This is a genomic window from Exiguobacterium sp. s150 (assembly GCF_018618435.1).
Lineage (GTDB): Bacteria > Bacillota > Bacilli > Exiguobacteriales > Exiguobacteriaceae > Exiguobacterium > Exiguobacterium alkaliphilum.
In genome coordinates, this window is sequence record NZ_JACSMC010000017.1 from 1 (window position 1) to 22,414 (window position 22,414).

At 53.1% G+C, this 22,414-nt stretch carries 24 protein-coding genes; 13 read left to right on the forward strand and 11 right to left on the reverse strand.

Going from position 1 to position 22,414, the window contains the following annotated elements; all coding sequences use genetic code 11:
* The first annotated feature begins 194 nt into the window (after positions 1 to 194).
* Positions 195 to 701 (forward strand): flavodoxin domain-containing protein, encoded by a 507-nt coding sequence (locus tag KNP76_RS09370; RefSeq protein ID WP_034816827.1) that lies wholly within the window; start codon positions 195 to 197, stop codon positions 699 to 701.
* Here KNP76_RS09370 and KNP76_RS09375 read toward each other — a convergent pair.
* Entirely contained in the window at positions 665 to 2,260 is a 1,596-nt protein-coding gene (locus tag KNP76_RS09375) for a glycoside hydrolase family 55 protein (protein ID WP_211780108.1), read from the reverse strand. The two genes, KNP76_RS09370 and KNP76_RS09375, sit on opposite strands and share 37 nt — an antisense overlap.
* A gap of 267 nt (positions 2,261 to 2,527) precedes the next feature.
* On the opposite strand from KNP76_RS09375, the gene KNP76_RS09380 reads away from it, so the two are divergent.
* From KNP76_RS09380 to KNP76_RS09395, 4 genes are all read left to right on the forward strand, one after another.
* A complete protein-coding gene (locus KNP76_RS09380) occupies positions 2,528 to 2,728 on the forward strand; it encodes a cold-shock protein (RefSeq protein WP_016507985.1) in 201 nt (66 codons plus the stop codon).
* A gap of 120 nt (positions 2,729 to 2,848) precedes the next feature.
* Positions 2,849 to 3,262, forward strand: coding sequence for a pyridoxamine 5'-phosphate oxidase family protein (locus tag KNP76_RS09385; RefSeq protein WP_034805259.1), 414 nt, complete (start codon positions 2,849 to 2,851; stop codon positions 3,260 to 3,262).
* A gap of 185 nt (positions 3,263 to 3,447) precedes the next feature.
* On the forward strand, positions 3,448 to 3,951 hold the full coding sequence (locus KNP76_RS09390; protein ID WP_034805257.1) for a DoxX family membrane protein: 504 nt from the start codon (positions 3,448 to 3,450) through the stop codon (positions 3,949 to 3,951).
* An 82-nt stretch (positions 3,952 to 4,033) separates the two neighbouring features.
* Positions 4,034 to 4,330, forward strand: coding sequence for a DUF3817 domain-containing protein (locus KNP76_RS09395; RefSeq protein ID WP_034816822.1), 297 nt, complete (start codon positions 4,034 to 4,036; stop codon positions 4,328 to 4,330).
* A gap of 22 nt (positions 4,331 to 4,352) precedes the next feature.
* Here KNP76_RS09395 and KNP76_RS09400 read toward each other — a convergent pair whose 3' ends face one another.
* Positions 4,353 to 5,603 carry an MFS transporter gene (locus tag KNP76_RS09400; protein ID WP_246514280.1) on the reverse strand — a complete coding sequence of 417 codons (1,251 nt, stop codon included), beginning with the start codon at positions 5,601 to 5,603 and terminating at the stop codon, positions 4,353 to 4,355.
* A 61-nt stretch (positions 5,604 to 5,664) separates the two neighbouring features.
* On the opposite strand from KNP76_RS09400, the gene KNP76_RS09405 reads away from it, so the two are divergent.
* A complete protein-coding gene (locus KNP76_RS09405; protein WP_211780107.1) occupies positions 5,665 to 6,855 on the forward strand; it encodes a helix-turn-helix domain-containing protein in 1,191 nt (396 codons plus the stop codon).
* Between the two features lie 4 nt (positions 6,856 to 6,859).
* Here the strand turns inward: KNP76_RS09405 and KNP76_RS09410 are convergent, their stop codons facing one another.
* Together KNP76_RS09410 and KNP76_RS09415 are read right to left on the reverse strand one after the other, a co-directional pair.
* Positions 6,860 to 7,867: a S66 family peptidase gene (locus KNP76_RS09410; protein ID WP_214844403.1), complete on the reverse strand. Its 1,008-nt coding sequence runs from the start codon at positions 7,865 to 7,867 to the stop codon at positions 6,860 to 6,862.
* A gap of 64 nt (positions 7,868 to 7,931) precedes the next feature.
* Positions 7,932 to 8,258: a winged helix-turn-helix transcriptional regulator gene (locus KNP76_RS09415; RefSeq protein ID WP_034805242.1), complete on the reverse strand. Its 327-nt coding sequence runs from the start codon at positions 8,256 to 8,258 to the stop codon at positions 7,932 to 7,934.
* A 104-nt stretch (positions 8,259 to 8,362) separates the two neighbouring features.
* Here KNP76_RS09415 and KNP76_RS09420 point away from each other — a divergent pair, with 104 nt between their 5' ends.
* On the forward strand, positions 8,363 to 9,163 hold the full coding sequence (locus KNP76_RS09420; protein ID WP_214844411.1) for a VOC family protein: 801 nt from the start codon (positions 8,363 to 8,365) through the stop codon (positions 9,161 to 9,163).
* Between the two features lie 12 nt (positions 9,164 to 9,175).
* Here KNP76_RS09420 and KNP76_RS09425 read toward each other — a convergent pair whose 3' ends face one another.
* Both KNP76_RS09425 and KNP76_RS09430 read right to left on the reverse strand, forming a co-directional pair.
* The gene (locus tag KNP76_RS09425) at positions 9,176 to 10,168 is read right to left on the reverse strand and encodes a 5'-3' exonuclease (protein WP_034805239.1); all 993 of its coding nucleotides are present in this window, start codon (positions 10,166 to 10,168) and stop codon (positions 9,176 to 9,178) included.
* Between the two features lie 192 nt (positions 10,169 to 10,360).
* Positions 10,361 to 11,683, reverse strand: coding sequence for a hemolysin family protein (locus tag KNP76_RS09430; protein ID WP_251137425.1), 1,323 nt, complete (start codon positions 11,681 to 11,683; stop codon positions 10,361 to 10,363).
* 189 nt (positions 11,684 to 11,872) lie between these two features.
* On the opposite strand from KNP76_RS09430, the gene KNP76_RS09435 reads away from it, so the two are divergent.
* The gene (locus tag KNP76_RS09435) at positions 11,873 to 12,670 is read left to right on the forward strand and encodes a glucose 1-dehydrogenase (RefSeq protein WP_034816812.1); all 798 of its coding nucleotides are present in this window, start codon (positions 11,873 to 11,875) and stop codon (positions 12,668 to 12,670) included.
* Positions 12,671 to 12,709: 39 nt separating this feature from the next.
* Here the strand turns inward: KNP76_RS09435 and KNP76_RS09440 are convergent, their stop codons facing one another.
* Positions 12,710 to 14,662 (reverse strand): ATP-binding protein, encoded by a 1,953-nt coding sequence (locus tag KNP76_RS09440; protein WP_214844415.1) that lies wholly within the window; start codon positions 14,660 to 14,662, stop codon positions 12,710 to 12,712.
* 190 nt (positions 14,663 to 14,852) lie between these two features.
* On the opposite strand from KNP76_RS09440, the gene KNP76_RS09445 reads away from it, so the two are divergent.
* Both KNP76_RS09445 and KNP76_RS09450 read left to right on the forward strand, forming a co-directional pair.
* Positions 14,853 to 15,173, forward strand: coding sequence for a PadR family transcriptional regulator (locus KNP76_RS09445; protein ID WP_034805234.1), 321 nt, complete (start codon positions 14,853 to 14,855; stop codon positions 15,171 to 15,173).
* Positions 15,170 to 16,204, forward strand: a complete 1,035-nt coding sequence (locus tag KNP76_RS09450; protein WP_214844416.1) for a DUF4097 family beta strand repeat-containing protein — start codon at positions 15,170 to 15,172, stop codon at positions 16,202 to 16,204. Before KNP76_RS09445 ends, KNP76_RS09450 begins: the two co-directional genes overlap by 4 nt.
* A 42-nt stretch (positions 16,205 to 16,246) precedes the next feature.
* Here the strand turns inward: KNP76_RS09450 and KNP76_RS09455 are convergent, their stop codons facing one another.
* The 4 genes from KNP76_RS09455 to KNP76_RS09470 all read right to left on the reverse strand — a co-directional run bounded on the left by KNP76_RS09455 (position 16,247) and on the right by KNP76_RS09470 (position 20,606).
* A complete protein-coding gene (locus KNP76_RS09455; protein ID WP_034816808.1) occupies positions 16,247 to 16,942 on the reverse strand; it encodes a LutC/YkgG family protein in 696 nt (231 codons plus the stop codon).
* Entirely contained in the window at positions 16,939 to 18,342 is a 1,404-nt protein-coding gene (locus tag KNP76_RS09460; RefSeq protein WP_371816206.1) for a LutB/LldF family L-lactate oxidation iron-sulfur protein, read from the reverse strand. Before KNP76_RS09460 ends, KNP76_RS09455 begins: the two co-directional genes overlap by 4 nt.
* 2 nt (positions 18,343 to 18,344) lie before the next feature.
* Complete coding sequence (locus tag KNP76_RS09465; RefSeq protein WP_214844418.1) at positions 18,345 to 19,082, reverse strand: (Fe-S)-binding protein; 738 nt, start codon at positions 19,080 to 19,082, stop codon at positions 18,345 to 18,347.
* A gap of 234 nt (positions 19,083 to 19,316) precedes the next feature.
* Positions 19,317 to 20,606, reverse strand: coding sequence for an NCS2 family permease (locus KNP76_RS09470; protein ID WP_214844419.1), 1,290 nt, complete (start codon positions 20,604 to 20,606; stop codon positions 19,317 to 19,319).
* Positions 20,607 to 20,844: 238 nt separating this feature from the next.
* Between KNP76_RS09470 and KNP76_RS09475 the strand changes: the two genes are divergently transcribed.
* The 3 genes from KNP76_RS09475 (at position 20,845) to KNP76_RS09485 (ending at position 22,398) form a co-directional block, all read left to right on the forward strand.
* Positions 20,845 to 21,078, forward strand: a complete 234-nt coding sequence (locus KNP76_RS09475; protein WP_034805217.1) for a hypothetical protein — start codon at positions 20,845 to 20,847, stop codon at positions 21,076 to 21,078.
* A gap of 11 nt (positions 21,079 to 21,089) precedes the next feature.
* The gene (locus tag KNP76_RS09480; RefSeq protein WP_214844420.1) at positions 21,090 to 22,049 is read left to right on the forward strand and encodes a LacI family DNA-binding transcriptional regulator; all 960 of its coding nucleotides are present in this window, start codon (positions 21,090 to 21,092) and stop codon (positions 22,047 to 22,049) included.
* A gap of 67 nt (positions 22,050 to 22,116) precedes the next feature.
* Positions 22,117 to 22,398 carry a HesB/YadR/YfhF family protein gene (locus tag KNP76_RS09485; RefSeq protein WP_029333828.1) on the forward strand — a complete coding sequence of 94 codons (282 nt, stop codon included), beginning with the start codon at positions 22,117 to 22,119 and terminating at the stop codon, positions 22,396 to 22,398.
* Positions 22,399 to 22,414 lie beyond the last annotated feature (16 nt).

Sequence of the window (22,414 nt, forward strand, 5' to 3'; positions counted from 1 at the left end):
TCGCGATGCGGCTCCCTGCTTGCCCCCAGAAAAGCGAGCTGTGCCCGGTCGGGCAAATAAAAAAGACTGCAGACAATGTTTTGTCTACAGTCTGAAAAAACTCGCCTTTAGAGGCGAGTTTTTTTGATGCTGCTACGTCTCGCGCGTTCTTTCGGGAATAGGATACTATGACCTGACCGAAATGGGGAAACGAGATGAAGACATTGATCACCTATTCAAGCCGCTACGGGACGAGCGAAAAGGTCGCACGTCTATTGGCGGACCGATTACCGGGGGACGTCCACGTTCAGGATGTGGTCGAACGGCCTGACGTAGACTGGGCGGGCGTGGATCACGTCATCGTCGGCAGCTCAATCCGAATGGGGAAAATCCAAGACGAGATGACCGCTTGGCTTCACATCAACGAGTCGGAACTGTTGAAACGCCCGCTCGGACTCTATTTGTGTGCCGGCACCCCGACCGCCGCGGAACGCAAACGGGAACTTGAAGCGGCTTATCGGGACGCGTTACGGGCGCATGCCTATTTCGTCGAAGTCGTGGGCAGCGGGTATGACTTTGAACGCATGGGCTTCCTCGACAAGGCGATCGTCCGGATGATGGCGAAACAAACAGTAAGTTCGCTCAATTTGGACGAAGCGATGCTCGACGAGCTCGTCGAATCGGCTCAAGCGTCGCTCCGCACCCGTTCTGAGAATCCGTAAGCGAACACGTCGTGGGTGTCGAGTGGACTTTGGGAGGAGATGAGTGCATCTCCTCCTTTTTGTTCGCCCTCGATTCGATGAAGCGAGACCGTCGAAAGCCGTCCTCCGATTTTAATGGCGATCGGAGCCGAGTGACGGCAGGACACGTCTTCAATCGAGACACGGTCCGTATGGTTCGCCCCGCCGAACAGTTCGATGTCGGCACGGGCCGATGTGAATCCGCTCGCCGTGATCCGCTTCAAACGCACGTTACGCGATTTGTATTGAATCGCGAGTGCCGGTTGGGCCTCGTAGTCGTATGCCGTGTCTCCGAGTGCGGTGAACCCGTTGATGAACACATCTTGATAAGCGGAGATGACGAGACTGCGAGGCGAGGACTTTTCGTATAAGCCGGACCGGACCGGTTCAATGGAGACGAGGTTCGTCCCGGAGAGGAACCGGGCCGTCTTCGAGTCCGGGTCGTCCGCCAAATGGTGGCCGATGTGGCGGAAGTTATACGAACGGTTGTCGTGATACGACACGTGCCCGAAAATGTGGACGTCATGGGCGGCCGAGGACGTGGCGTGCGCCTTCACCTCGATCCCGCCGAAACAGCCTTCGGTCAAATTATTGACGAGGACGACGTGACGTGAGCCGTCATCGACCTCAATCCCGTTCGAATTCGAAAAACCGGCCGTGTGCGTTCGACCGTGCGGGTGGTGGCAATAACAGTTCGTGATATAGATGGCGTCGCTGTGATGGGTCGTGATCCCATCGTCCCCGTAATGGGTCGCCTCGCATCGGTCGAGCCAAACGTAACGGCTCCCGTTCGCCGCCCGTAGGCCGTCCCCGAGATAGTGGTAGTGGGGCGCCGTGATGTCGAACGCGTGCAAGCCGGCATTCTTCGCCGTCACATGGTGAATCCAGCCGAACGTGACATGGGCGAACGTCAACGCACTCGACGCCGTATCGCCGCTCGACGTCCGTTCGACGTCGCCGAGGCGATCGACGTTCCAATCGAGCGTGAGATGGGCGACTTCGATATGGTGGTTGCCACGGAACGGTGTCGCATTCCGGAGTAGACGTCGATGTTTCGGGGCCCCGTCGGCGAGCTTAATCACGGTCTTGTCCTGTCCGGCCCCTACGAGTACGCAGTTCGATGGCATTCGAATCCCTCGGACGACGTACGTCCCGGCTGGTACGTGGACGCGCCGATTTGAACGAAGGGCGAGCCGGAAGGCGAGCGTGCAGTCGGTCCTCCCGTCCCCGACGGCCCCGTACTCGGTCACATCGACTTGGTGTGTCGTTGCTTGTGTCAGATTCAAATATTCCGCGTCCAGTCGTCTCATCCAAACGGGACGCACCATATCGTCTGCCACTTCGAGGGGAAGGGCGTTCGTCACCGGTACGATTCGTTCGGTCAATGGAAGACGTGACGGTTCGGTATGATGTTGATGCGGATAGGACTCGCGGCGAGTCGCTTCATGCCAAGCGAGCGTATCCGTCCATAAAGATTCCTCCGCATAAGCAGAGTTGGCGCGAATCGTGGCGTGGGGATTCGATCGATTAATGGCCTCCATGGTCTGTCTCCTCCTCGTGATGACTTCCCTCTGACTGTACCCGATTTCGAAGTGTTTTTAGCAAACCGAAGTATTTAGTAGACAGAAGCATTTGTCCGTGGTATATTACGTATGTGCTTAATTAAGAATAGCTGGAAACATAATTCACAAACGCTTTGGATTATTTTTCGTTTTAAGATAATCCCAGAGGTTTGTGCTTTTTTTTGGTCAGTTTTTTCTAGTAAGGCACTACTATAACGCTCAGCGTTTATTTCAGGAGGGTTCATTATGAACACAGGTAAAGTAAAATGGTTTAACTCAGAAAAAGGTTATGGCTTCATCGAAATGGAAGGCGGAGACGACGTATTCGTACACTTCTCAGCAATCCAAGGCGACGGCTTCAAGACACTTGAAGAAGGCCAAGCAGTAACTTTCGAAATCACTGACGGAGCTCGTGGACCACAAGCTTCTAACGTTGAAAAAATCTAATCTTCCTTAACTTTAAGGAATTTTACAACCTGTCCGCATCTGCGGGCAGGTTTTTTTGTGTTTAATCGCGTGCCTCCGGGGAAGAGTATACGAGTGACAATCACAAGGAGGGTATTCGAAATGGATGCATTGCAAACGGCAAAAGATATTTTGAATCACAGCAACGTAGGGACGATGGCGACTGTCTATAAAGGAAAGCCGCATAGCCGCTACATGACATTTTTCCACGATGAATTGACGCTCTATACCGCGACCTCGAAAGACACAGATAAAGTCGACGAGTTGAAAAACAATCCGTATACACATATTTTAATCGGTTACGATGGCGACGGTGTCGGCGATACGTATTTAGAGATTTTAGGGGAGACGACCGTGTCGGACGACGAGTCGATGAAAGAAAAAGTGTGGAACGAGAAGCTCGAAGGTTGGTTCGACGGTCCGGATGATCCGAAACTTGTCATCTTGAAAGTGACGCCACAATCGATGCGGGTCATGAATAAGAAAGGGCAACCACCGCAAGAAGTTCAGTTATAAAGGTCGACGTGACGTCCAAACGGGCGTCTTTTTTGTGGAATTTCCAAAAAGTGACTGACTTATGACACACATATGGACGAACGGTGAACGATTGTCATAACGTATGTGAAAAACTGAACATGAGTGGTATATTGTGAATGTAATCACATATAAGTCATCATTCCACATAACAAGGAGGTATTATCATGTTCACAAAGTTTTGGCAAAACCACAACATCGCGACCGGCATCTTGACCGTACTTCGGATTTGGCTCGGTTATCACTGGCTCACGGCCGGGTGGGGAAAAATCACAGGCGACTTCGCATCTGGTGGCTATCTTCAAAACGCAGCGTCGCTCGCGACGGGCGACCATCCGGCGGTGGCCGGTTGGTGGGCCGCCTTCCTCGAAGGCTTCGCGATTCCGAACGCAGCGTTGTTTGACATCTTGATCCCGTATGGTGAGTTTTTGGTCGGTCTTGGCCTCTTGCTCGGAGCGTTGACTCGTAGCGCCGCTTTCTTCGGTCTCGTCATGAACATGGCGTTCTTGCTCTCAGGTACGGTCAGCACGAACCCGACGATGCTCATCGTTTCGGTCCTCATCCTCGTCGCCGGTTACAACGCTGGGAAAATCGGGATCGACGGGTTGTTCCTTCGCAAGTTCGTTGAAACGAAAGTCATGCATCGTTCACCAAATCGTCAAATAGCGTGACGACTTTCTGACATTCTCCTGTGACAAACCGTTCGTTGTTCGGCTACGATGAACATAGCATGGATTGCAAAGGAGAACAGAAATGAACGCTACACAGTTTAAATGGCTCGGATATACGGAAGGCATGTCGTTCTTATTGTTATTGTTTATCGCGATGCCGCTCAAGTATTTAGCGGGTATGCCGCTCGCCGTCAGCATCGTCGGTGCGGCGCACGGATTCTTGTTCGTCGCGTACGTCGCGGCTGCCGTCTACATGGCGTGGCGCTTCCGCTGGAGTTTCAAAGTGCTCGTCCTCGCGGTCATGGCGTCGGTCATCCCGTTCGGACCGTTCCTACTCGAAAAACGAATTTTACCTTCAACAGAGAAGACATCGAACTGAGCGGTTCGATGTCTTTTGGCGTTCATGCACTTTCCGCGTCTGCTGACACAGCTGCTTTTTCGGCAGCGATGTCGTGACGGATCCGATACATCGCAAGCAGCGTGATCGATAGCAGGCAGACCATGCAGACTGTATAGAGGAAAGTGACCGATACCCATTCACTCAAGGCGCCGAACAAGATGAAACCGAGCGGCGTGATGCCCATCGCGAGTGATTCGAGCACACCGATGACCCGACCGAGGTAGCTCGGTTCTGTATTCGTTTGTAAATACAGTTGCATCGGAATGTTGACCCGGATGATGAAAAAGCCGCTGAACAGCGTGAAAGCTGTTAAAAAAACGATGGCCGGTGTAATCGAGAAGTCAAAATAAACGGGCACGGCCGGTGCGATAAAGAGGCAACTCATGACGATGAGCGACGTTCGGACTGTCGCGAGGCGATACTTGATCGCAAATATCGGTAATGCATGGGCGAGCGAGGCGACTAAAAAGCCGACGGCGAACATGCTTTCTAATAAACCGAACTGGAGCGGGCTCGTTCCGATTTCTTGCAAGGCGACAATCGGAAATAACACTTGTGAAGCGACGAAGAAAAAGTTGAGCAGTGCGGCAAGGACGGTCAACGTCCACAGCACGCGCTGCCGTTTCAAATAGCGGAAACCGGAACGGACGTCTTCCCACGTCGAATGATCGGCGGAAGTTTTTTCATATGATTGAAAGGTGAGCCGGGAGGCGAAGAGAGCTGCGATGATAAAGAGCAGTGACGAGCTGAACAGAAACGCTGAGATCGGTAGAAGGAGGAACAACGCCCCGGCCAACAGTGGTGTACCGATACTCGAGATCGAGACGACGCTTTGAATGAGCGAGTTGGCACGTTGCAGTTCGTCTTTATCAAAAAGAAAAGGAATCGAACTCGACAGCGTGACCGACAAGAAAGTCGAGACGATAGAGAGCAGACATGTGATAATCAAGAAGACAGGGACGCCGAACGTCCAAACGAGACTCGCAGCGCCTGCGAGAAAGAACAAGGCCGCGCTCAACGATTCCATCGTGATGATGACACGCTTGCGGTTCAGTTTATCGGCATAGACACCGGCGAGCGGGGATAACAGGACGCGGGGCAACGTGCCAAAAAGAAGGACGAGCGCGAACTGGAGTCCGGAGCCTGACGTCGTCAGGACGGTCAAGCCGGCGACGAACGTGAACAGGCTCGAAGCGAACAGCGACATGAATTTCCCGAGCAACAAGACGTACAAGTTTGGTGATGTGTTCATCAGAATCATTCTCCTTTACTATAAAGTTCAATTTAATTTAACTTTTTTAAAGAGGTGCTCTATGATTGGACAACAGATTAAAGCGTTACGGAAAGAAAAAAAGTTGACCCAAAGCCAGCTCGCAGAAGGCATCATCACGAAATCGATGCTCAGTATGATTGAGAACGGCAAGGCGGAGGCGTCGATGCGCAGCCTACGCGAGATTGCGAAGCGACTAGACGTGCCGGTACAGTCGCTGCTTGTCGATGCGCGAGAAGCAGATTTACAGAAAATCGTCGAGGAGATTGAATCGACACAAGGGACGCTCCAATCATGGAAAGATGAAGACGTCCAACAAGCGCTTCGTCCTTATTTAGAAGACGAGATGAACTCGGTATGGCAAGGGAAAGCTTATACTTTATTCGCGGACACGATGTTCAATAATGGAGAGCAACAAAAACTGCTTGAGCTATACGATCGGGCAATTGCGGTGTTTGAGCGGTTCGAGGAGAAAGAGGAACTGATTATGGCGCGCATCAGCCAAGCCTTTTATCTGCTTATGTGGAATCGTTTTGACGAGGCGATTGAGCGCATTGATATGCTTGAATTGATTGATTTGAGGAGCATGAAAACGAAGACGCGTGTTGAGTTCAGTATGTTGATGGTGTTCCGGAATATGTTGTATGACGATGATTTGCCAGGTGCGATTCGTCGTCTTGAAGATACACTCGATTATATGACACGGACAAAGATATACTATCGTGTGGACGATGTATATCGTGTCATCGCGATATGTGCCCTGTATTTAAAAGATGAGGATTTAGTCTTAAGTGCGCTAGAGAAAGCGAAGCAATACACTGCCTTTACAGGGGATGTATCAATGAAAATACGTGTCGCGATGACCGAGGCGCTCTACGCAATTGATTATCGGAAAACAGACCTTCTAAAACAGCAAATTTCGGTTATGGACCAATTATTAGCGGGGAATGAAGAGTTCATTGCCGCATTCGAGATGAGTAAAGGTGTTTATTTCGCACTGACCGGTGAGACAGAAGTAGCTCGGAAGTCGTTTTTGAAGCTGTTGGAGCACCATGATCAGTGGGCGAAGCATGGTTTTGTCGACCAAGCCATTTACTTCGAGGGATTGTTAATTGGAACGAGTCACGGTTGTGGGGATGAGTGGATACCGTTGATTGAACGAGAAGTCGGTTTATTCCCGGAAGGTCGTTTCCGGAGCCACCTTACTTCGATGATGAAAAAAATCAAGGGCTGATGACTCAGCCCTTGAACGTTTGAATGAGTGTTCCTTTCCCATCCTCGACTTGAATCGAGGCGTGCGCGCCATTGACGAGCGTCAGTTGTGGCGGCACGTGCCCGCAGTCGATGTCATAGATGACGGGTACGTCGAGCATGTCTTGAAGCTCGGCGTAGACGTCTTCGGCCGTATAGCCTTGGATCGGTTGTTGCGCCTCGCTTCGGCCGAACAAAATTCCGCTCGTATGATCGAACCAACCGGCCCACTTCATTTGAAGGAGGGTCCGTTTGAGTGCAGGGACGTCGAACTCAGCGTTCTCGAAGTACCAAAGAATCGGCTCCCCGTTCAAATGCTCGCGTTGGAACGTGTGGATGTCGCCATAAGGCGTGCCGATTGTATGCAACAAGACGTCGATGCAACCGCCGAGCAGTCGCCCTGTCGCCTCGGTGCCGCCCATCGCTTTCCATTCGGTCGTCTCGGTCAAATGATAGATGTGCGGAGTCGGGTTCCCGTGTTGCCATTCCTTTTGATAATGCTCCGAAGCGCGTTGAATGACGGTCTCGCCTTCTTTTGCCGAGACGACATCGAGCCAACGTGAACTCGTCTCGTCCCACTCCTCGCCGCGAAGGTCGACGAGGTTCGTCCCATGCGCTGAGGCGATGCCGGTTTTTAACGTATAGACGAATAGAAATAAGCTGACGTCGGAATAACCGAGCATCCATTTCGCCGGTAGCGCGTCCCAAGCGATACGGTCTAGAATTTCAATCAATAGCGTCCCGCCCCACGGCGGGATAATCAAATCGATCGTCTCGTCTTGAAACAACGACGTCAGCTCACTCGCGCGGACGTCGGCAGGCGCCGACTTGGCGTTTGACTGCGTCCAACTCGACGGCTGGAAGCGTAACGTGAAACCATGACGGTTGAACGTCTTCTCCGCTTCATGGAGTAGATGGTGAAGTTCGGTCGGGATGCCGGATGAGGGCGCCGTGACACCGACCGTTCTGCCGGTCAGTTGGGGATAACGAATCATAAAGGCCTCCTGTGGATAAGTAGTGGAATGAAGTGTGGAATCGGATTATCCACATGTGGACAAGTCACTTTTGACGCATATGCTCCGCATGACGGATGCCCCACGCGTTCATCGTTTCGAGCACCGGGATGAGCGTCCGTCCGTATTCGCTTAATCGATAGTCGACGCGCGGCGGCACTTCCGGATAGACGGTCCGGATGATGATGTCGTGCTCTTCTAAATCACGGAGTTGGGCCGTCAGGATTTTTTGACTGATGTTCGGAAGCGCGCGTTTCAGTTCACTGAACCGGAGTGTGCCTCCGTTAATGAGGGCGAGTAAAATCGACGGCTTCCATTTGCCCGTAATCAGTTCGAGCGCCGTATCGACTTCACAACTTGAGATTTTCGTCACAACGTTCTCTCCTTCATAGTATCCTTTACGTAACTATACCACCTTTTTGTGCCGTCTTCTGTCGATTTCACTTAGCGGGTATACTCAAAAGAGAGGTGAAGAACATGAAACTAACAAATATCAAATTAGGTGCTGTCACGTTGCGCGTCAGCGACTTGAACACGATGCAAGCTTTTTATAAAGAAATCATCGGGATGGACGTTCTCGACACGAGAGACGGGTACGTGACGCTCGGCACGGAGACGACGCCGCTCGTCATCTTGCATGAAGTGAAAGGCGCGCGACCAAATCGTCAAGCGGCTGGCCTGTTCCATTTCGCCATCCTTCTACCGGACCGAATCGAGCTCGGCCGAGTGCTCCATCATTTAATCAGTCGTCACATCGAGGTCGGGCAAGGGGACCATTTGGTGAGCGAGGCGTTCTATTTGAGCGATCCAGAAGGGAACGGCATCGAACTGTATGCCGACCGACCTCGTGACCAGTGGGAATATGAGCCGAACGGGCACGTGAAGATGTCGACGGATCCTGTCGACTATCAATCGATGCTCGAAGCGGCGGCCGATCGCCCGTTCACGGGACTGCCGTCCGGGACGACGATGGGCCACGTGCATTTCAAAGTTCGTTCTCTCGAGATGGCGCGTTCATTTTATGCGGATCGCCTCGGTTTCACGGTGACGACGGACTCTTATCCGGGTGCCTTATTCTTGGCGGCCGACGGCTATCATCATCATGTCGGCACGAACGTTTGGGCGCGACCGAGCATGCCGATGGGCGAAGAAGCCGGCATCGAGGCGTGGACACTGCTCGTCGATGCGGCGACGAACGAAGCGCTCGGTGGGACGACGAGCGAATGGTCGCTCACCGATTCAGACGGCATTACGGTCAATATAAAAAGCGTGGACTGATGTCCGCGCTTTTTAACGTGCTGTCATTTTTTTCTGGCCTGAATCGAACGAGAGGCGAAGCCCGCGTTTTTTATACGCTTGCTCGACTCGTTTTGGGTTGATGCTAAGCTCGAGATGAGCGAGCTTCAAATGTTCAAGCTGTGGCACCGTGACATCGAGACGGACGAGCTCCATGTTGCGCTCGGCTTTCTTACGGGTGCGTCTCAAGTTACGGGGCACTTCCTCTGACGTCAGTGCCGCGATCGTTTCGTTGATTTGTTGTCGTTTGTCGCCTTTGACGCTCAGTGCCGTATACAATTTTTCGAGCGAACCGAATCGCTTAATCAATTTTACCGACTGGCTCTCGTCAAGTCCGGCCACAGGAGGAATCCCGTCAGAACGGTCTCCTGTCAACGCCTTGACGGCTGAGAGTTGTTTCGGCTTCAAGCCTTCATAGAGTGCTGCAATCTCCTCAGGGCGAATCTCGAGATGTCGCTTGAGCGGGAGCGGGCGGTTGTCTTTAATGTCGCAACGCGCCTGCATCTGTTGCAGTTCTTGAGTTTGAAGCCAAACCGTGATGCGTGGGCTCACGAGCTGAAGCAAATCTTTATCCTTCGTCATGATGACGACAGGTGCGCTACAGCTGAACTTCCGCGCGATGTGGGCGATCAAATCTTCTCCTTCATAGCCTTCGACTTGATATTGCGGGATGCCGCTCTCTTCAAGGAGTTGGCGCATGAGTTCCATTTGAGCCTTCAATTCGGGCGGTGTTTGGCGACGGCGGCGTTTATAACCGGGATAAAGTTCCCGACGCCACAATGTTTCACGTGATACGTCCCAAACGACGACAAAATGGGTCGGACGATGTCTGCGTAGAATCGTCCGGATGAGGCCGGTCATTCCGATGACGGCGCTCCGATCGTTTTTTGATACCTCGCGTCCTTTTTTCGTTCGGCTCGCGGCGGCACCATAGTAGGCACTGGCCAGCATGGAGTTACCGTCAATTAAAAATAGTTTACGTTCCATGCGTAACCTTCTTTCTGTAGTTGTTGGACCGAGCAATCGTGAATAACTCGGTGATGTTGTGTCAATGAGTGGCGTGCACTCAAATAAGCAACATATGTGCAGTATAGCACGACAGGACATGAAAATATAGCGACAGTTCTGAGCGCATAAGAAAAGCCTTCCCGACGTGGAGTGGGAAGGCAAGTGGAAGCGTCAATCGATTTCAGCTTGAATCTCGTCTCTATGGGCGAGAATCAAGTCGACGAAGACGATGCGGTGGTTATCGACTTCACGGACGATTAATTCGTGATCACCGGGCAGGACGAAGCGTTCGCCGGCTCGGGCGTTCGCTTTTTGTGACAAGACGAACCCGCCGACCGTGTCGACGTCGTCTTCAATCTCGATCCCGAACCGTTCCTCGACTTCCTGTGTGAGGACGAGGCCGGACAGGCGATAGTGCCCCGGGGTGACTTCCGTGATTTCGGCCTGTTCGTCGCGGTCGAACTCGTCACGAATCTCGCCGACGATTTCTTCTAAGATGTCCTCAATCGTGAGCAGGCCGGCCGTGCCGCCGTATTCATCGATGACGAGACACATCATCGTCCGTGCGTTTTGCATCTTCACCATCGCTTCTTGGAGCGGGGTGAACTCGGTCACGAGCGGCAGTTGATGGATGAACGTTGCGAACGGGGCATCACTGTTCGCGAGTTGGGCCGTGAACAACTGCTTCGCGTTCACAAAGCCGAGCACGTCGTCCCGGTCGCCGTCGCGTGTGACCGGATAGCGCGTATATTGGTGCTCTTGGACGGTGGCGATAATCGAGTCCATCGAATCTTCCTCGTCAATCGTGACCATGTTCATGCGCGGCACCATCGCGTCTTTCGCGACGCGCTCGTCGAACGAGAAGATGTTTTGCACGTAGGCGAGCTCGTTCTCGTTAATCTCCCCGCTCTTGAAGCTCTCCGTCATGATAATCTTCAGTTCTTCCTCGGAATGCGCCGTCTCTTGAGCGGTCGTCTGGACACCGAACAAGCGAAGCGTGAGCCGGGCCAAACTGTTCAACACACGGATGAACGGATACATAATCTTCGTGAACCAGTAAAGCGGACGTGCGACGAGGAGCGTCAACTTCTCGGCCTCGTGAACAGCGAGCGTCTTCGGGACGAGTTCACCGATAACTACATGTAAGAAGGCGATCAACAAGAAGGCGATTAAAAATGACAAGAACGTCGAAGTGGTCGCCGAGACGTTGAAGACGTTGATGAGCGGTTCCATCATCCCTTCGATTTGATCGGCGCCGATCCACCCAAGGCCGAGCGCGGACAAGGTGATGCCGAACTGAGACGCGGAAAGGGAATCATCGAGATTCTCAATCACTTTTTTTGCGACGATGGCGCGCTTGTTTCCTTCAAGAACGAGTTGGTCGAGTCGTGCGCCCCGCACTTTGACGATTGAAAATTCGGCAGCGACAAAGAACGCGGTCAAGAAGATGAGCAAGGCAACGATGATTAAACTGAGTAACGTGGGACTGTCCAAAAATTCCCCCAAAAATCGGGGAGTCACCTCCATTGAAGTAAGATTGTACGTCTTTCAGGCAATTCCTGAAAACGAGTAGTTTGTTTCAGTATAGTGGATTTACTTTAAATATTCAAAATCAAGGTCGGGAGGTTTCGACAAGAGGGGAATGAGGGAACTACAAAGCGAGAAGCTGAAGGAGGGAACAGTATGGCAAACTATCCAGAGTTAAAAGGGAAAGTCGCGGTCATCACGGGGAGTTCGAAAGGGATTGGGCGTGCCGTCGCCGAGCGCTATGCGAAAGAAGGCGTCCATGTCGTCTTGAACTATCGGAGTAGCGAAGACGAGATGAACGAAGTCATTCGTGGCATTGAGGCGAGTGGCGGGAAAGCGGTCGCGGTAAAAGGGGACGTCGCGGAAGAAGGGCTCGCCGAGAAGATGATCGAGAAAGCTGTCTCTGAGTTTGGGAAGATGGATATCTTCGTCAACAACGCCGGTGTCCAAGTCGAAGCGAAGACGCACGAGATGGAGCTCGACAATTGGAAGAAGATTATCGATACGAACTTGACGGGCACGTTCCTCGGTGTGCGTGCCGCGTTGAAATATTTCGTCGAACACGAGATTCAAGGAAATATCATCAACATGTCGTCGGTGCATGAAGTCATCCCCCGCCCAGGTTATACGCACTATGCGGCGAGTAAGGGTGGCGTCAAGATGTTCACAAAATCGGTCGCGCTTGAATACGCACCGAACAAGATTCGCGTGAACGCCATCGCACCAGGTGCGATCGATACACCGATCAACGAAGAGACGATGCAAGACCCGGAAGAGAAGAAAGGGCTCGAGGCGCTCATCCCGACGCATGAGATTGGTCGTCCGGAACAAATTTCGGCGGTCGCCGCATGGCTCGCGTCAGACGAGTCATCCTACGTGACTGGTACGACGATTTTCGCCGACGGTGGCCTTTCGCTTTATCCGTCGTTTGGCCCTGAAAACAAAGTCCAATGAAAAAGAGGGGTTCGCGCAATGCGGACCCCTTCTCTTTTGTTAACTACTCATCTTATCTTCGGCTACATATTTCGGTAAGGTGATGGTGAAGGTCGATCCATCCCCGACACTTGAATCGACATGAATCGATCCGCCATGACCTTCCGCAATCTCTTTACAGATGGCAAGACCGAGACCGGTGCCGCCGATTTTACGGCTGGCCGAGTTGTCGACACGATAGAATTTATCGAACAGTTTGGAAATCGCCGATTCAGGTATTCCGATGCCTTTGTCTTGAACCGAAATCTCAATCGTGTCCGTTTGATCATGCGTGACGCAGACGGCAACCTTCCCCCCGTCCGGCGAATATTTAATCGCGTTGTGCAGCAAGTTCGTGAACAGTTGACTCAACCGATTCCGGTCCCCATAAACGAGGAGATTCGTATCACATTCGAGCGTGAGCGCATGGTGTTGGCTCGCGCCTTGATGTAGCGCAATCGTTTCGGACAAAATGTCATGCAGGCGTTCGGGTTGGTACTCGTACGCCTGTTGACCAGACTCCATGCGCTGGACGTCGAGCAGATTCGAAATCAAGTCCTCAAGGCGAAGCGTCTCTTGATGAATCATCCCTAAATACTGATCGACGCGATCTGGCTGTAAGCTCCGATAGCGCAACAGTTCCGTGAAGCCGATGATGCTCGTGAGCGGTGTCCGCAACTCGTGGGACACCGTCGAGACGAGCTCGGTCTTCAGACGGTCGACTTCGGTCTCTTGTGTCACGTCACGGAAGACGAGCATCGTGCCGTGTCGCGTGCCCCGTAAATGAATCTTCTCGGCATACATTTGAATGAAGCGTGCTTCTTGGTTCATCGAGAACGTCACGCTCTCTTCCATGCCCTCACCTTCGAACGCATGGCGCATGAACGAGAAGAACGCGTCTTTTTGGTCGACTTGAAGTCCGAGCGCTTCTAAATCGGCGTCGAGTCGATATAAGTCCATCTCGTTTCGTTTTGTGATGGCTTGATTGAACATGACGAATAGCGCCTGGTTCGCCATCTTCTCGTTCGTCGTATGTTCGACATAAATGACAGCATCTCGAATCGAGTGAAGCAGACGGGCCGTCTTTTCACGTTCCTCTTCGACTTGATGACGCTGCATCGCGAGCGAAGAGGCCATTTGACGGAACGAGTCGGTCAATTGGCCGACCTCGTTTCGGGACGAGGCCCACTGCATCGGCACGGTTTGTTCATCCGCGAGTCGGCCGCTGTTGACGATCAAATCTTGGAGCTGACCGGTCAACCGCTGAACGTACGGACGGGCTGCGATGAAGAGGACGAGGAGGACGGCGAGGAGGGATAACAACCAGAGTACTTGCGCCCACTTCGTATGTGTCGCAAGTTGCTCACGAAGCATGTTCTCCTCATCGTTCAATGAGTTTCGATATTCCGTGAACACGGACTCCATGTCGACGATGCTCGCGCTCATATCCGCGGCGCTCTTCGAATTGATTTTAAACTTCCGGTCTGCCGGTGGTTCCGCTTGCGGCGTCACCTTGCCGAGTGTCGGCATCTGCAAAAACGGCTCGGTGACCGTACCGGTACGTTTCGCTACGACATAGCGCTCTAGGCTCGGCATGACACGTTCCTGATATGCCGAGAAGAGCGTCCGAGCGTCGCTCGCATACACTTTCTCTTTTTCAGTGACCGCATTCGCTTCAAACCAAGCGGTCTGCGTCTCAATCAACGCTTGTTTATCTTTGACGCGGGTGAGCATCTCCTCGTCACCGAGGATGACGTAGCCGCGCATCTCATATTGCATGGACTGCCACGTCTCGAATAACTCAGTCGCATTCGTTCTGCGTTCGCTGACATTCTCGAGCGAGGTCGTCGTCTGTTCAATTCGATTTTCCGTATAGACGTACACGGCAAGTGAGGTAAGGAGGATCAGTCCGATGAATAAATAGAAGACGAATAAAAACTGTCTTCCGATCCGTTGGTCAATCCATGCTTTCATAATAGACCGTTCCTTCCTGGAACTACGTGCATTCCATCTGTGACAAAATCCTGTCTGGTTCGTTCCTTCATTGTACAGATTTCAACCAGCCGTTGCCACCAATCAAGAAATTCTCGGAAGTTCACTATTATTCATTGACCAATAGTGAACTATGGGCTATTGTTTAATATATAGTAGAGGAGGCGGGATGATGAATCCTCAATTTAAGAAGGGCGTGCTCAACTTATGTGTGCTCGCGCTCGTCGAACAAGGCGACCGTTACGGCTATGAGCTCGTCCAAGCCATTTCGGCGAAAGTATCCATCTCGGAAGGTGCGGTCTATCCGCTCCTTCGGCGGCTAACGTCCGAAGGCTACTTCACGACGTACTTGAAAGAGTCGGCTGAAGGACCGCCGCGAAAGTATTACACGATCACGGACCAAGGGAAGATGCATTTAGAGGCGTTACGAAACGAGTGGGAATTGTTCACAACAGGCGTCAACGAATTGATTAAAGGGGGAGACGACGTATGACAGAAGAACAGTATTTGGGAGAGCTCGAACGATTACTTGCCGGGGTGAGCGTCATCGAACGAGTCGATATGTTGCGTGACGTGTCCGAGTACTTTGCGAACGGACGGGCAGACGGGAAGACGGACGCAGCGATGATTGAGGAGCTTGGGCGGCCAGAGACGTTAGCCGGTGAGCTGCTTGGATCGACTGAGTCCTCTTCTGAAGTCAGTCGTAAAGAGCCGACCGTCGTCAAAAGTCAGAACGTGGCGTTCCATAACGTCTCCATCGACGTCCTGCAAGCACACGTCCGCGTCGTTCCGTCGCATGACGGTTTTGCCTACGCCACGCTCGAGACGGAACGGGACCACGGGGTGACGATGAATATCGTCGGGGACACCTTGGAAATCCGAATCGAGTCCGAGCGTCGTTTCGGTCTATCGAATTTGTTTGCCTGGGCGGTGACGAAGGCCCCGGTGCTCCATATCGAGCTGCCGCGTCATGCGTATGAACAAGTCGTCTTGAAGAATCGTCACGGCTCGTGCGACGTGCGAAACCTAGATGCGGCATCGGTCGAAGTCGAGAGCGAGAACGGTAGCATCACGGTGAACACGGTGAATGCGAAGCGTGGCTCTTTCCGTTCCCCGAACGGGAAAGTCAGTCTCACGGCGATGAGCGGTCAGGCGTTACATGCCCATTCCTCGAACGGACGCGTGGAAGTCGCTGCCTCGAACGTCGATCGATTAGAGGTCCATTCCTCGAACGGGCGTCTCGATATCCACGACGTAAAAGGAGCGGTCGAGGCGAAGACCTCGAACGGACGCATCGACTATGCGATGGATGTGTTCGAGCACCCAGTCCGCCTGAAGACGAATAATGGGCGCATCGATGTTCGGTTGAAACGTGAGCCGCGTGATGCCGTCATCCGTGCGAAAACGAACAACGGCAAAGTCGAGCTGTTCGGCGATCGGGCGAATGAGCGGACGTATGGGGATGGGACGGTTGAACTTAGACTGACGAGCTCGAACGGAAGCATTACCGTTGAACAAGCATGAAAAAGACTCGCGCGTGAGCCCTTCACGTGCGAGTCTTGCTATTTATAAATCGTGCACGAGCACATAGGCGACACGGACCGGACCGTGTACCCCGACAATCAAGTTCATCTCGATATCGGCCGAGTTCGATGGGCCGGAGATAAAGTTGACGCCTTTCGGTGACGCGAGGTCTCCGTCCTTGTCTAATGCACTGAGCTGCTTGGCGGTTTGTGTCATCCGAGGGACAAGGACCGATTTCGGGATAATGGCGATATGGTCGTGCGGCAACAGGCTTATCGTCCGTGATTTTCCCGGTTTTGCGTATTGGACGATTGTCGCGCTCTCGGCGAACGCCGCGTCGGCGATTGTGATGCCGATATCGGCTTTGACGGCCAACGCCCGACTCTCATCCGGACGCGTGGCGTCCCACCAGTCGAACGATGCGCTCGTTTTTGGCGCCCACGACTTGATGCGCTCGTCATGCTCGGCGATGATTGCCTGTCCCCCGTACTGCTCAATCAAAAGGCGAAGTGTCTCGTCGAGATGAGCCGACTCGCATTCGATGACGTCTGTGTGGATACGTGTCGCAACCATCCGAAACGTCTCGAGGAGCTCCTCTTCAGACGCGTCCTTCAACACGTCATCTTGCGGACGGTGCTTGTACACACGTTTGGGCGGGGTCAAGTCGATGTCGCGTCCGAGTTGGTTGGCGATGCGTTTCAAAAAGTCTTCACGGTTCGTGATTGTACCTGGATTCACTCTGCATTCCCCCGTTTCTTGAACCAGTCCCGTACGGTCTGTTTACTCGGTTGCGGCAAGTCTTTCGAGTCCGTCCATGCCGGTAGCCCTTTCTCGATTTGTCCCGCCTTCGTGAACGGAGACGTGGCGAACGGTGCCATCTGCTCGGCCGCGCCGAACAAAAGCGGGCTCGAGGACGTGACGGCGAAGCCTTTCATGGCAATCCGTTCGACGAACGGCGACTGCTTCTTCTCTTCGACGATGACGCGGCGATGCTCAATCAACAGTTCGTGGAGCGGGATCTTGACCGGACACGCTTCCGTACAAGCACCGCATAAGCTCGATGCGTAAGGCAGTTCCTTATAATTCTCGTATCCGTCAAGGAGCGGGGCGAGCACAGCGCCGATCGGACCGGAATAAATCGAGCCGTAGGCGTGGCCGCCGATATGACGATACACCGGACAGACGTTGATGCAAGACGCACAGCGGATACATTGCAGCACCGATTGGAACTGGGTACCGAGAATCCCGGAGCGCTTGTTGTCGACGATGACGAGATGGAATTCTTCAGGACCATCGACCTCGCCGATAGACCTTGTCCCGGCGAACGTCGTGATGTATGAGGTGAGTCGTTGCCCGACGGCGCTTCGGCAGAGCATGTTGACGAGCACTTCGAACTCTTCGTACGACGGCACGAGCCGCTCCATCCCCATGACAGAGATGACCGTGTCCGGAAGGGACGTGACCATCCGTCCGTTTCCTTCATTCGTGACGAGCCCGACGGCACCGCTCTCGGCGATGGCGAAGTTACAGCCGGTGATGCCGACTTCCGCTTTCAAAAAATCTTTCCGTAGCTCCCGACGAGCATAACGACCGAGCTCGGTCGGGTCATTTGTCCCCTCGTACCCGTTCGCGGTGAACGTCTTATGGACGGCGTTCCGGTCTTTATGAAGTGCCGGGGCGATGATGTGCGACGGCGGATCGTTATCGAGTTGAAGAATCCATTCCCCGAGGTCTGACTCGACGACCGTACACCCTTCTTCTTTTAACGCCTCGTTCAGGCCGATTTCTTCTGTCACCATCGACTTGGCTTTGACGATATGTTTCGCGTCCTTCGACCGGACGACTTCCCGGATATACCGGTTCGCTTCTGCCGGCGTCTCGGCGAAGAAGACGTGGCCGCCGCGTTTTGAGATGTTTTCGCTCAATTGATACAAATAATAGTCGAGGTGTTCGAGTACGTGCTGACGAATCTCTTCCGAATGGTCACGGAACGCTTCCCAGTCGCCTAGTTCCTCAGCCGCGTACAGCCTGACGCCACGAAGACGGTCTTGGGCCGAACTGACGGCTTCCCGCATGAACGGGTTGTCAATCCCGTCTTTGCGACGCGCTTGAAACTTCTCATCTAATCGAATCCCCATGCTCATGCCTGTTTCACCCCTTCATTCAACAATTCGGCGATATGCATCACTTTGATTGGATGGCCTTGTTTATGTAGGCGTCCCCCGATATTCATCAGACACGAGGCGTCCGCCCCGATTAAGACGTCGGCTCCAGAATTCAAGATGGACGCGACCTTCTCGTCGACCATCTGCACCGACACGTCCGGCATCTTGACGGAGAACGTGCCACCAAACCCACAGCAGTTATGGACACCGTCGAGCGGGACCATCGTCAAGCCGTCGACATGTTTGAGCAGTTGCCCGGGTGCCGCCTCGATTCCGAGGAGGCGCGTCATATGGCACGAGGCGTGATACGTCGCTTTGGCAGGGAACTTCGCCCCGACGTCTTTCACCTCGAGCACGTCGACGATGAATTGCGTCAATTCGAACGTCTTCGCCGCATGGGCCTCGGCGCGCGTTTTCCAAGCCGGGTCATCCTTGAACAAATGTGCGTAATCGCGCATCATCATGACGCACGAGCCGGAAGGGCCGACGATGTAATCGGCGTCCGCCTTCTCGAACGTCTCGATCATATGCTTCGCAATCTTTTTCGTCTCTTCGTGATAGCCGCTGTTATAGGCCGGCTGACCGCAACACGTCTGCTCGAACGGGAAGCTGACGTCACAGCCGAGGTGTTCCAATAGTTCGACCGTCGCTTGACCTACCGATGGGAAGAGCGTATCGGAAAGGCAAGTGACGAATAGCGCCACTTTAGGCATGTCCATTCCTTCTTTCTTCAGCTGGTTTTCGTAAACGATTTCACCGCCATTATTTCATAACGGAACGACAACAATAAAGCAAAATGGGTTGAATCGCATAAAAAACTGTAAAATCCTGTCTAATTGAGAAGGGGATGAGAATGAATTGGAATTCAGGCATATCCTGCTATAAAACAGCATTCCCTTGCTTCGATACAGAAAAACCCTCGTCGAGGACGAGGGCACGAATCTAACTTATAAGAAAAACATTTCCAAGATAAAGAGTGCGCCGAACAAGTAGATGAGCGGGTGGACCGTCTCTTTGTTCATCGCTTTAAAGATCGGATAGAGGATGAACCCGAAGGCAATCCCGCGCTCGATGCTACCTGAGAGCGGCATGATAAGGATCGTCATAAAGGCCGGGAAGTATTCGCTAAAGTCCGACCAATCGATATAGCGGACGTTCGTCAACATGAGGGCCCCGACGATAATCAGTGCGGGCGCCGTGATGGCCGCGACACCGGAGATGGCGCCGATGAGCGGGCTAAAGAAGAGCGTGAGCCCGAACAATCCCGCGACGACAGCCGTCGTCAGGCCGGTCCGTCCGCCTTGAGCGACACCGGCGGCCGATTCAATATACGCCGTCGACGGGCTCGTTCCGACGAGCGAGCCGCCCATCGTTGCGAGCGAGTCAGCGAACAAGGCGCGGTGCCCGTTCTCAATTGTTCCGTCTTGCTTCAGTAACCCTGCCTGCTTTCCGACCCCGACGAGTGTGCCGGTCGTGTCAAAGAGCGTGACGAGGAAGAATGACAAGACGGCGCCAAACAGGCCGTATTGAATGACATCGGTGAACGCGGTGACCGGGTTTACCATCAGTCCTTCCGGCAACGTCGGCATCGCCGTCACCCCGTCAATTTTTAAGAGGTCCATAAAGTAGGCCGCAATCCCGGTGAGAATCATCCCGATGAGGAGTGACCCCGGGATGTTCCGTGAGAAAAGGAGTGCCGACACGATGAGCCCGCCGAGCACGAGGAGGACGCTCGGAGACGACAAGTCGCCGAGACGGACGAGGTTCGCCTCGTCTGACACGATGAGACCCGACAGTTTCAAACCGAGCGAAGCGATGAACAATCCGATGCCGGTCGTGATGGCATGCTTCAATGACGCCGGAATCGCTTGAATCAACTTCGTCCGAATCGGGGACAGCGATAAAATCAAAAAGAAGACAGACGAGACGAAGACGACGCCGAGCGCGGTCGACGGCGCGATTTGTTGCTGGGCGACGAGCGTATAGGCGAAGAAGGCGTTCAGCCCCATCCCGGGTGCGACGGCGATTGGCAGGTTCGCATAAAACGCCATCAATCCCGTCCCGATCAAGATGGCGATGATGGTCGCCGTGAACGCTTGCGCGAACGGGATGCCGGCATCAGACAGGATGGCCGGGTTAACGACCGAGATATACGCCATCGTGACGAACGTTGTGACGCCAGCGGTCACTTCTTGTTTAACATTCGTCCCATGTTGTTTCAAATAAAATAAGTTCATGAATAAGACTCCTTGTATTAATGAATTTCCGAACAATAACTACTCGAATAAGCTTAAATGCACGTTATCAACTTGATGACTATACAAAATGAATAAGGTATCGTCAATAACTTCGAGTGAAAAAACTATAAAAATTCAAATGAAAGCGTTAATCGTTCGGAAATCGATGAAATGAAAATAATGCTTGCTCTGAAACGCGTTTCAGCTTGTACGCTTGAACCAAAGGAGGGGAAATCCGATGAATGGATCGACATGGAAGACGTTTTGTAGCGGAATCGTCTATGAACTGGTAATCAATCAGTTGTACACACCGTTCGGAAGAATGTTGTGTAGCCATTTTCAAGATGAATTCCTTCAGTTGCCAATCGAGGAACGGTTTCGTCTCGTACAGGCGATTCGCGTGCAAGTGATCGACAAGGGTGGCAGTCCAGATGCAAACTGGGTACACTATATGCAAAGACTGACAAACTGAGGTGAGACGAGTTGGCGAACATTCGAGATATCGCGAAACATGCAGACGTGTCCGTGACGACGGTATCGCGCGTCATCAATGCGCATCCGTACGTGTCTGACGAGAAACGAAAGCGGGTGCAGCGTGCGATGAAAGAGCTCGGCTACTTGCGGAATCAACAAGCGTTGACGCTCTCGACCGGGCGGACACAGCGGTTCGTCGTCATCTTGCCGTATATGGACCATCCGTATTATGGCTTGTTCGTCAACGGGTTGGCCAAAGCCGCGCTAGCGAAAGACTATCGACTCGTCATGTGGCAAACCGAATATCGGCTCGACCAAGAACGTCAAGCGCTCGACTTGTTGAAACATCGGGAAGTTGACGGGGCGATCGTCCTATCGCATACGATGACGTTCGAGGAGATGGAGACGTATCGAGCCTATGGTCCGATTTCCGTCGCGACGGTCGGTGCACCGGAGACGATTTCGTCTGTGCACGTCGATCATTACACCGCATTCCAAACCGGCCTTCGTGTCTTGACAGAGGCAGGCTATGAAGACGTCGGCATCGTCTTGTCGAGGCCGGACAGTCCAAGCTCCATCGCGCGTCAGCAGGCATACTTCGATGAAGTGGCGTCCGCGCGTGAGCGATGGGTCTATAGCGGATACTTGACGAGTGAGGACGGGAAGCGGTTGGTCTCGGCTTTCCTCTCTGAACAGGAGCGCCCCCATGCGCTCTTTTTCTCGTCTGACTATGTCGCGCTCGGTTTTTTAGGGGAAGCGACCCGTAGCGGCCTTCAGGTGCCGCATGACATCGCTGTGCTCGGTTTTGACGGCCATCCGATTGGCCAGGCGTTCGGTTTATCGACGATGCGCTCCCCGAACGAAGACATCGGGCGCGCCTTGTTTGAGGCCACGTTCCAGGAAATGACGGGCGCGCCGGTCGTCCAGGAAAGTTTGACGGTCACGTACTTGTCAGGGACGACCCTCTAGGCAACTTCCTCGCTCGACTATTTCGAAACGATTAGAATGAAGACAGAAGTCGAGAGGAGGATGTCAGATGAAAATCAACGTGACAGAAGAAGCATTACAATTCTTTAAAGACGAGATGGAAGTGAAATCAGGCCAGACGGTGCGCTTGTTTGCTAAGTATGGGGGTTCGACGGACTTGACGCACGGTTTCTCGGTCGGCGTCATCACAGAAGACATCGATAACGCGGCGGTTGAGACTGAGGCGGACGGGATTCGCTTCGTCGTAGCCGAACAAGACGAGTGGTTATTCCAAGGGCAGGACGTCAACGTCGAGATTCGCGGCGACGAAGTCGTGTTCGTGCAAGCGTAACATCACAATTCGTTAA

What these genes read in the sequence shown, in the direction of transcription:
- KNP76_RS09380 (WP_016507985.1), top strand. Translation starts at nt 2,528, where the DNA reads ATGAACACAGGTAAAGTAAAATGGTTTAACTCAGAAAAAGGTTATGGC.
- KNP76_RS09410 (WP_214844403.1), bottom strand. Translation starts at nt 7,867, where the DNA reads ATGATTCGTTATCCCCAACTGACCGGCAGAACGGTCGGTGTCACGGCG.
- KNP76_RS09435 (WP_034816812.1), top strand. Translation starts at nt 11,873, where the DNA reads ATGGCAAACTATCCAGAGTTAAAAGGGAAAGTCGCGGTCATCACGGGG.
- KNP76_RS09400 (WP_246514280.1), bottom strand. Translation starts at nt 5,603, where the DNA reads ATGAACACATCACCAAACTTGTACGTCTTGTTGCTCGGGAAATTCATG.
- KNP76_RS09385 (WP_034805259.1), top strand. Translation starts at nt 2,849, where the DNA reads ATGGATGCATTGCAAACGGCAAAAGATATTTTGAATCACAGCAACGTA.
- KNP76_RS09370 (WP_034816827.1), top strand. Translation starts at nt 195, where the DNA reads ATGAAGACATTGATCACCTATTCAAGCCGCTACGGGACGAGCGAAAAG.
- KNP76_RS09425 (WP_034805239.1), bottom strand. Translation starts at nt 10,168, where the DNA reads ATGGAACGTAAACTATTTTTAATTGACGGTAACTCCATGCTGGCCAGT.
- KNP76_RS09475 (WP_034805217.1), top strand. Translation starts at nt 20,845, where the DNA reads ATGAATGGATCGACATGGAAGACGTTTTGTAGCGGAATCGTCTATGAA.
- KNP76_RS09375 (WP_211780108.1), bottom strand. Translation starts at nt 2,260, where the DNA reads ATGGAGGCCATTAATCGATCGAATCCCCACGCCACGATTCGCGCCAAC.
- KNP76_RS09440 (WP_214844415.1), bottom strand. Translation starts at nt 14,662, where the DNA reads ATGAAAGCATGGATTGACCAACGGATCGGAAGACAGTTTTTATTCGTC.
- KNP76_RS09470 (WP_214844419.1), bottom strand. Translation starts at nt 20,606, where the DNA reads ATGAACTTATTTTATTTGAAACAACATGGGACGAATGTTAAACAAGAA.
- KNP76_RS09420 (WP_214844411.1), top strand. Translation starts at nt 8,363, where the DNA reads ATGAAACTAACAAATATCAAATTAGGTGCTGTCACGTTGCGCGTCAGC.
- KNP76_RS09390 (WP_034805257.1), top strand. Translation starts at nt 3,448, where the DNA reads ATGTTCACAAAGTTTTGGCAAAACCACAACATCGCGACCGGCATCTTG.
- KNP76_RS09405 (WP_211780107.1), top strand. Translation starts at nt 5,665, where the DNA reads ATGATTGGACAACAGATTAAAGCGTTACGGAAAGAAAAAAAGTTGACC.
- KNP76_RS09450 (WP_214844416.1), top strand. Translation starts at nt 15,170, where the DNA reads ATGACAGAAGAACAGTATTTGGGAGAGCTCGAACGATTACTTGCCGGG.
- KNP76_RS09395 (WP_034816822.1), top strand. Translation starts at nt 4,034, where the DNA reads ATGAACGCTACACAGTTTAAATGGCTCGGATATACGGAAGGCATGTCG.
- KNP76_RS09485 (WP_029333828.1), top strand. Translation starts at nt 22,117, where the DNA reads ATGAAAATCAACGTGACAGAAGAAGCATTACAATTCTTTAAAGACGAG.
- KNP76_RS09465 (WP_214844418.1), bottom strand. Translation starts at nt 19,082, where the DNA reads ATGCCTAAAGTGGCGCTATTCGTCACTTGCCTTTCCGATACGCTCTTC.
- KNP76_RS09445 (WP_034805234.1), top strand. Translation starts at nt 14,853, where the DNA reads ATGAATCCTCAATTTAAGAAGGGCGTGCTCAACTTATGTGTGCTCGCG.
- KNP76_RS09460 (WP_371816206.1), bottom strand. Translation starts at nt 18,342, where the DNA reads ATGGGGATTCGATTAGATGAGAAGTTTCAAGCGCGTCGCAAAGACGGG.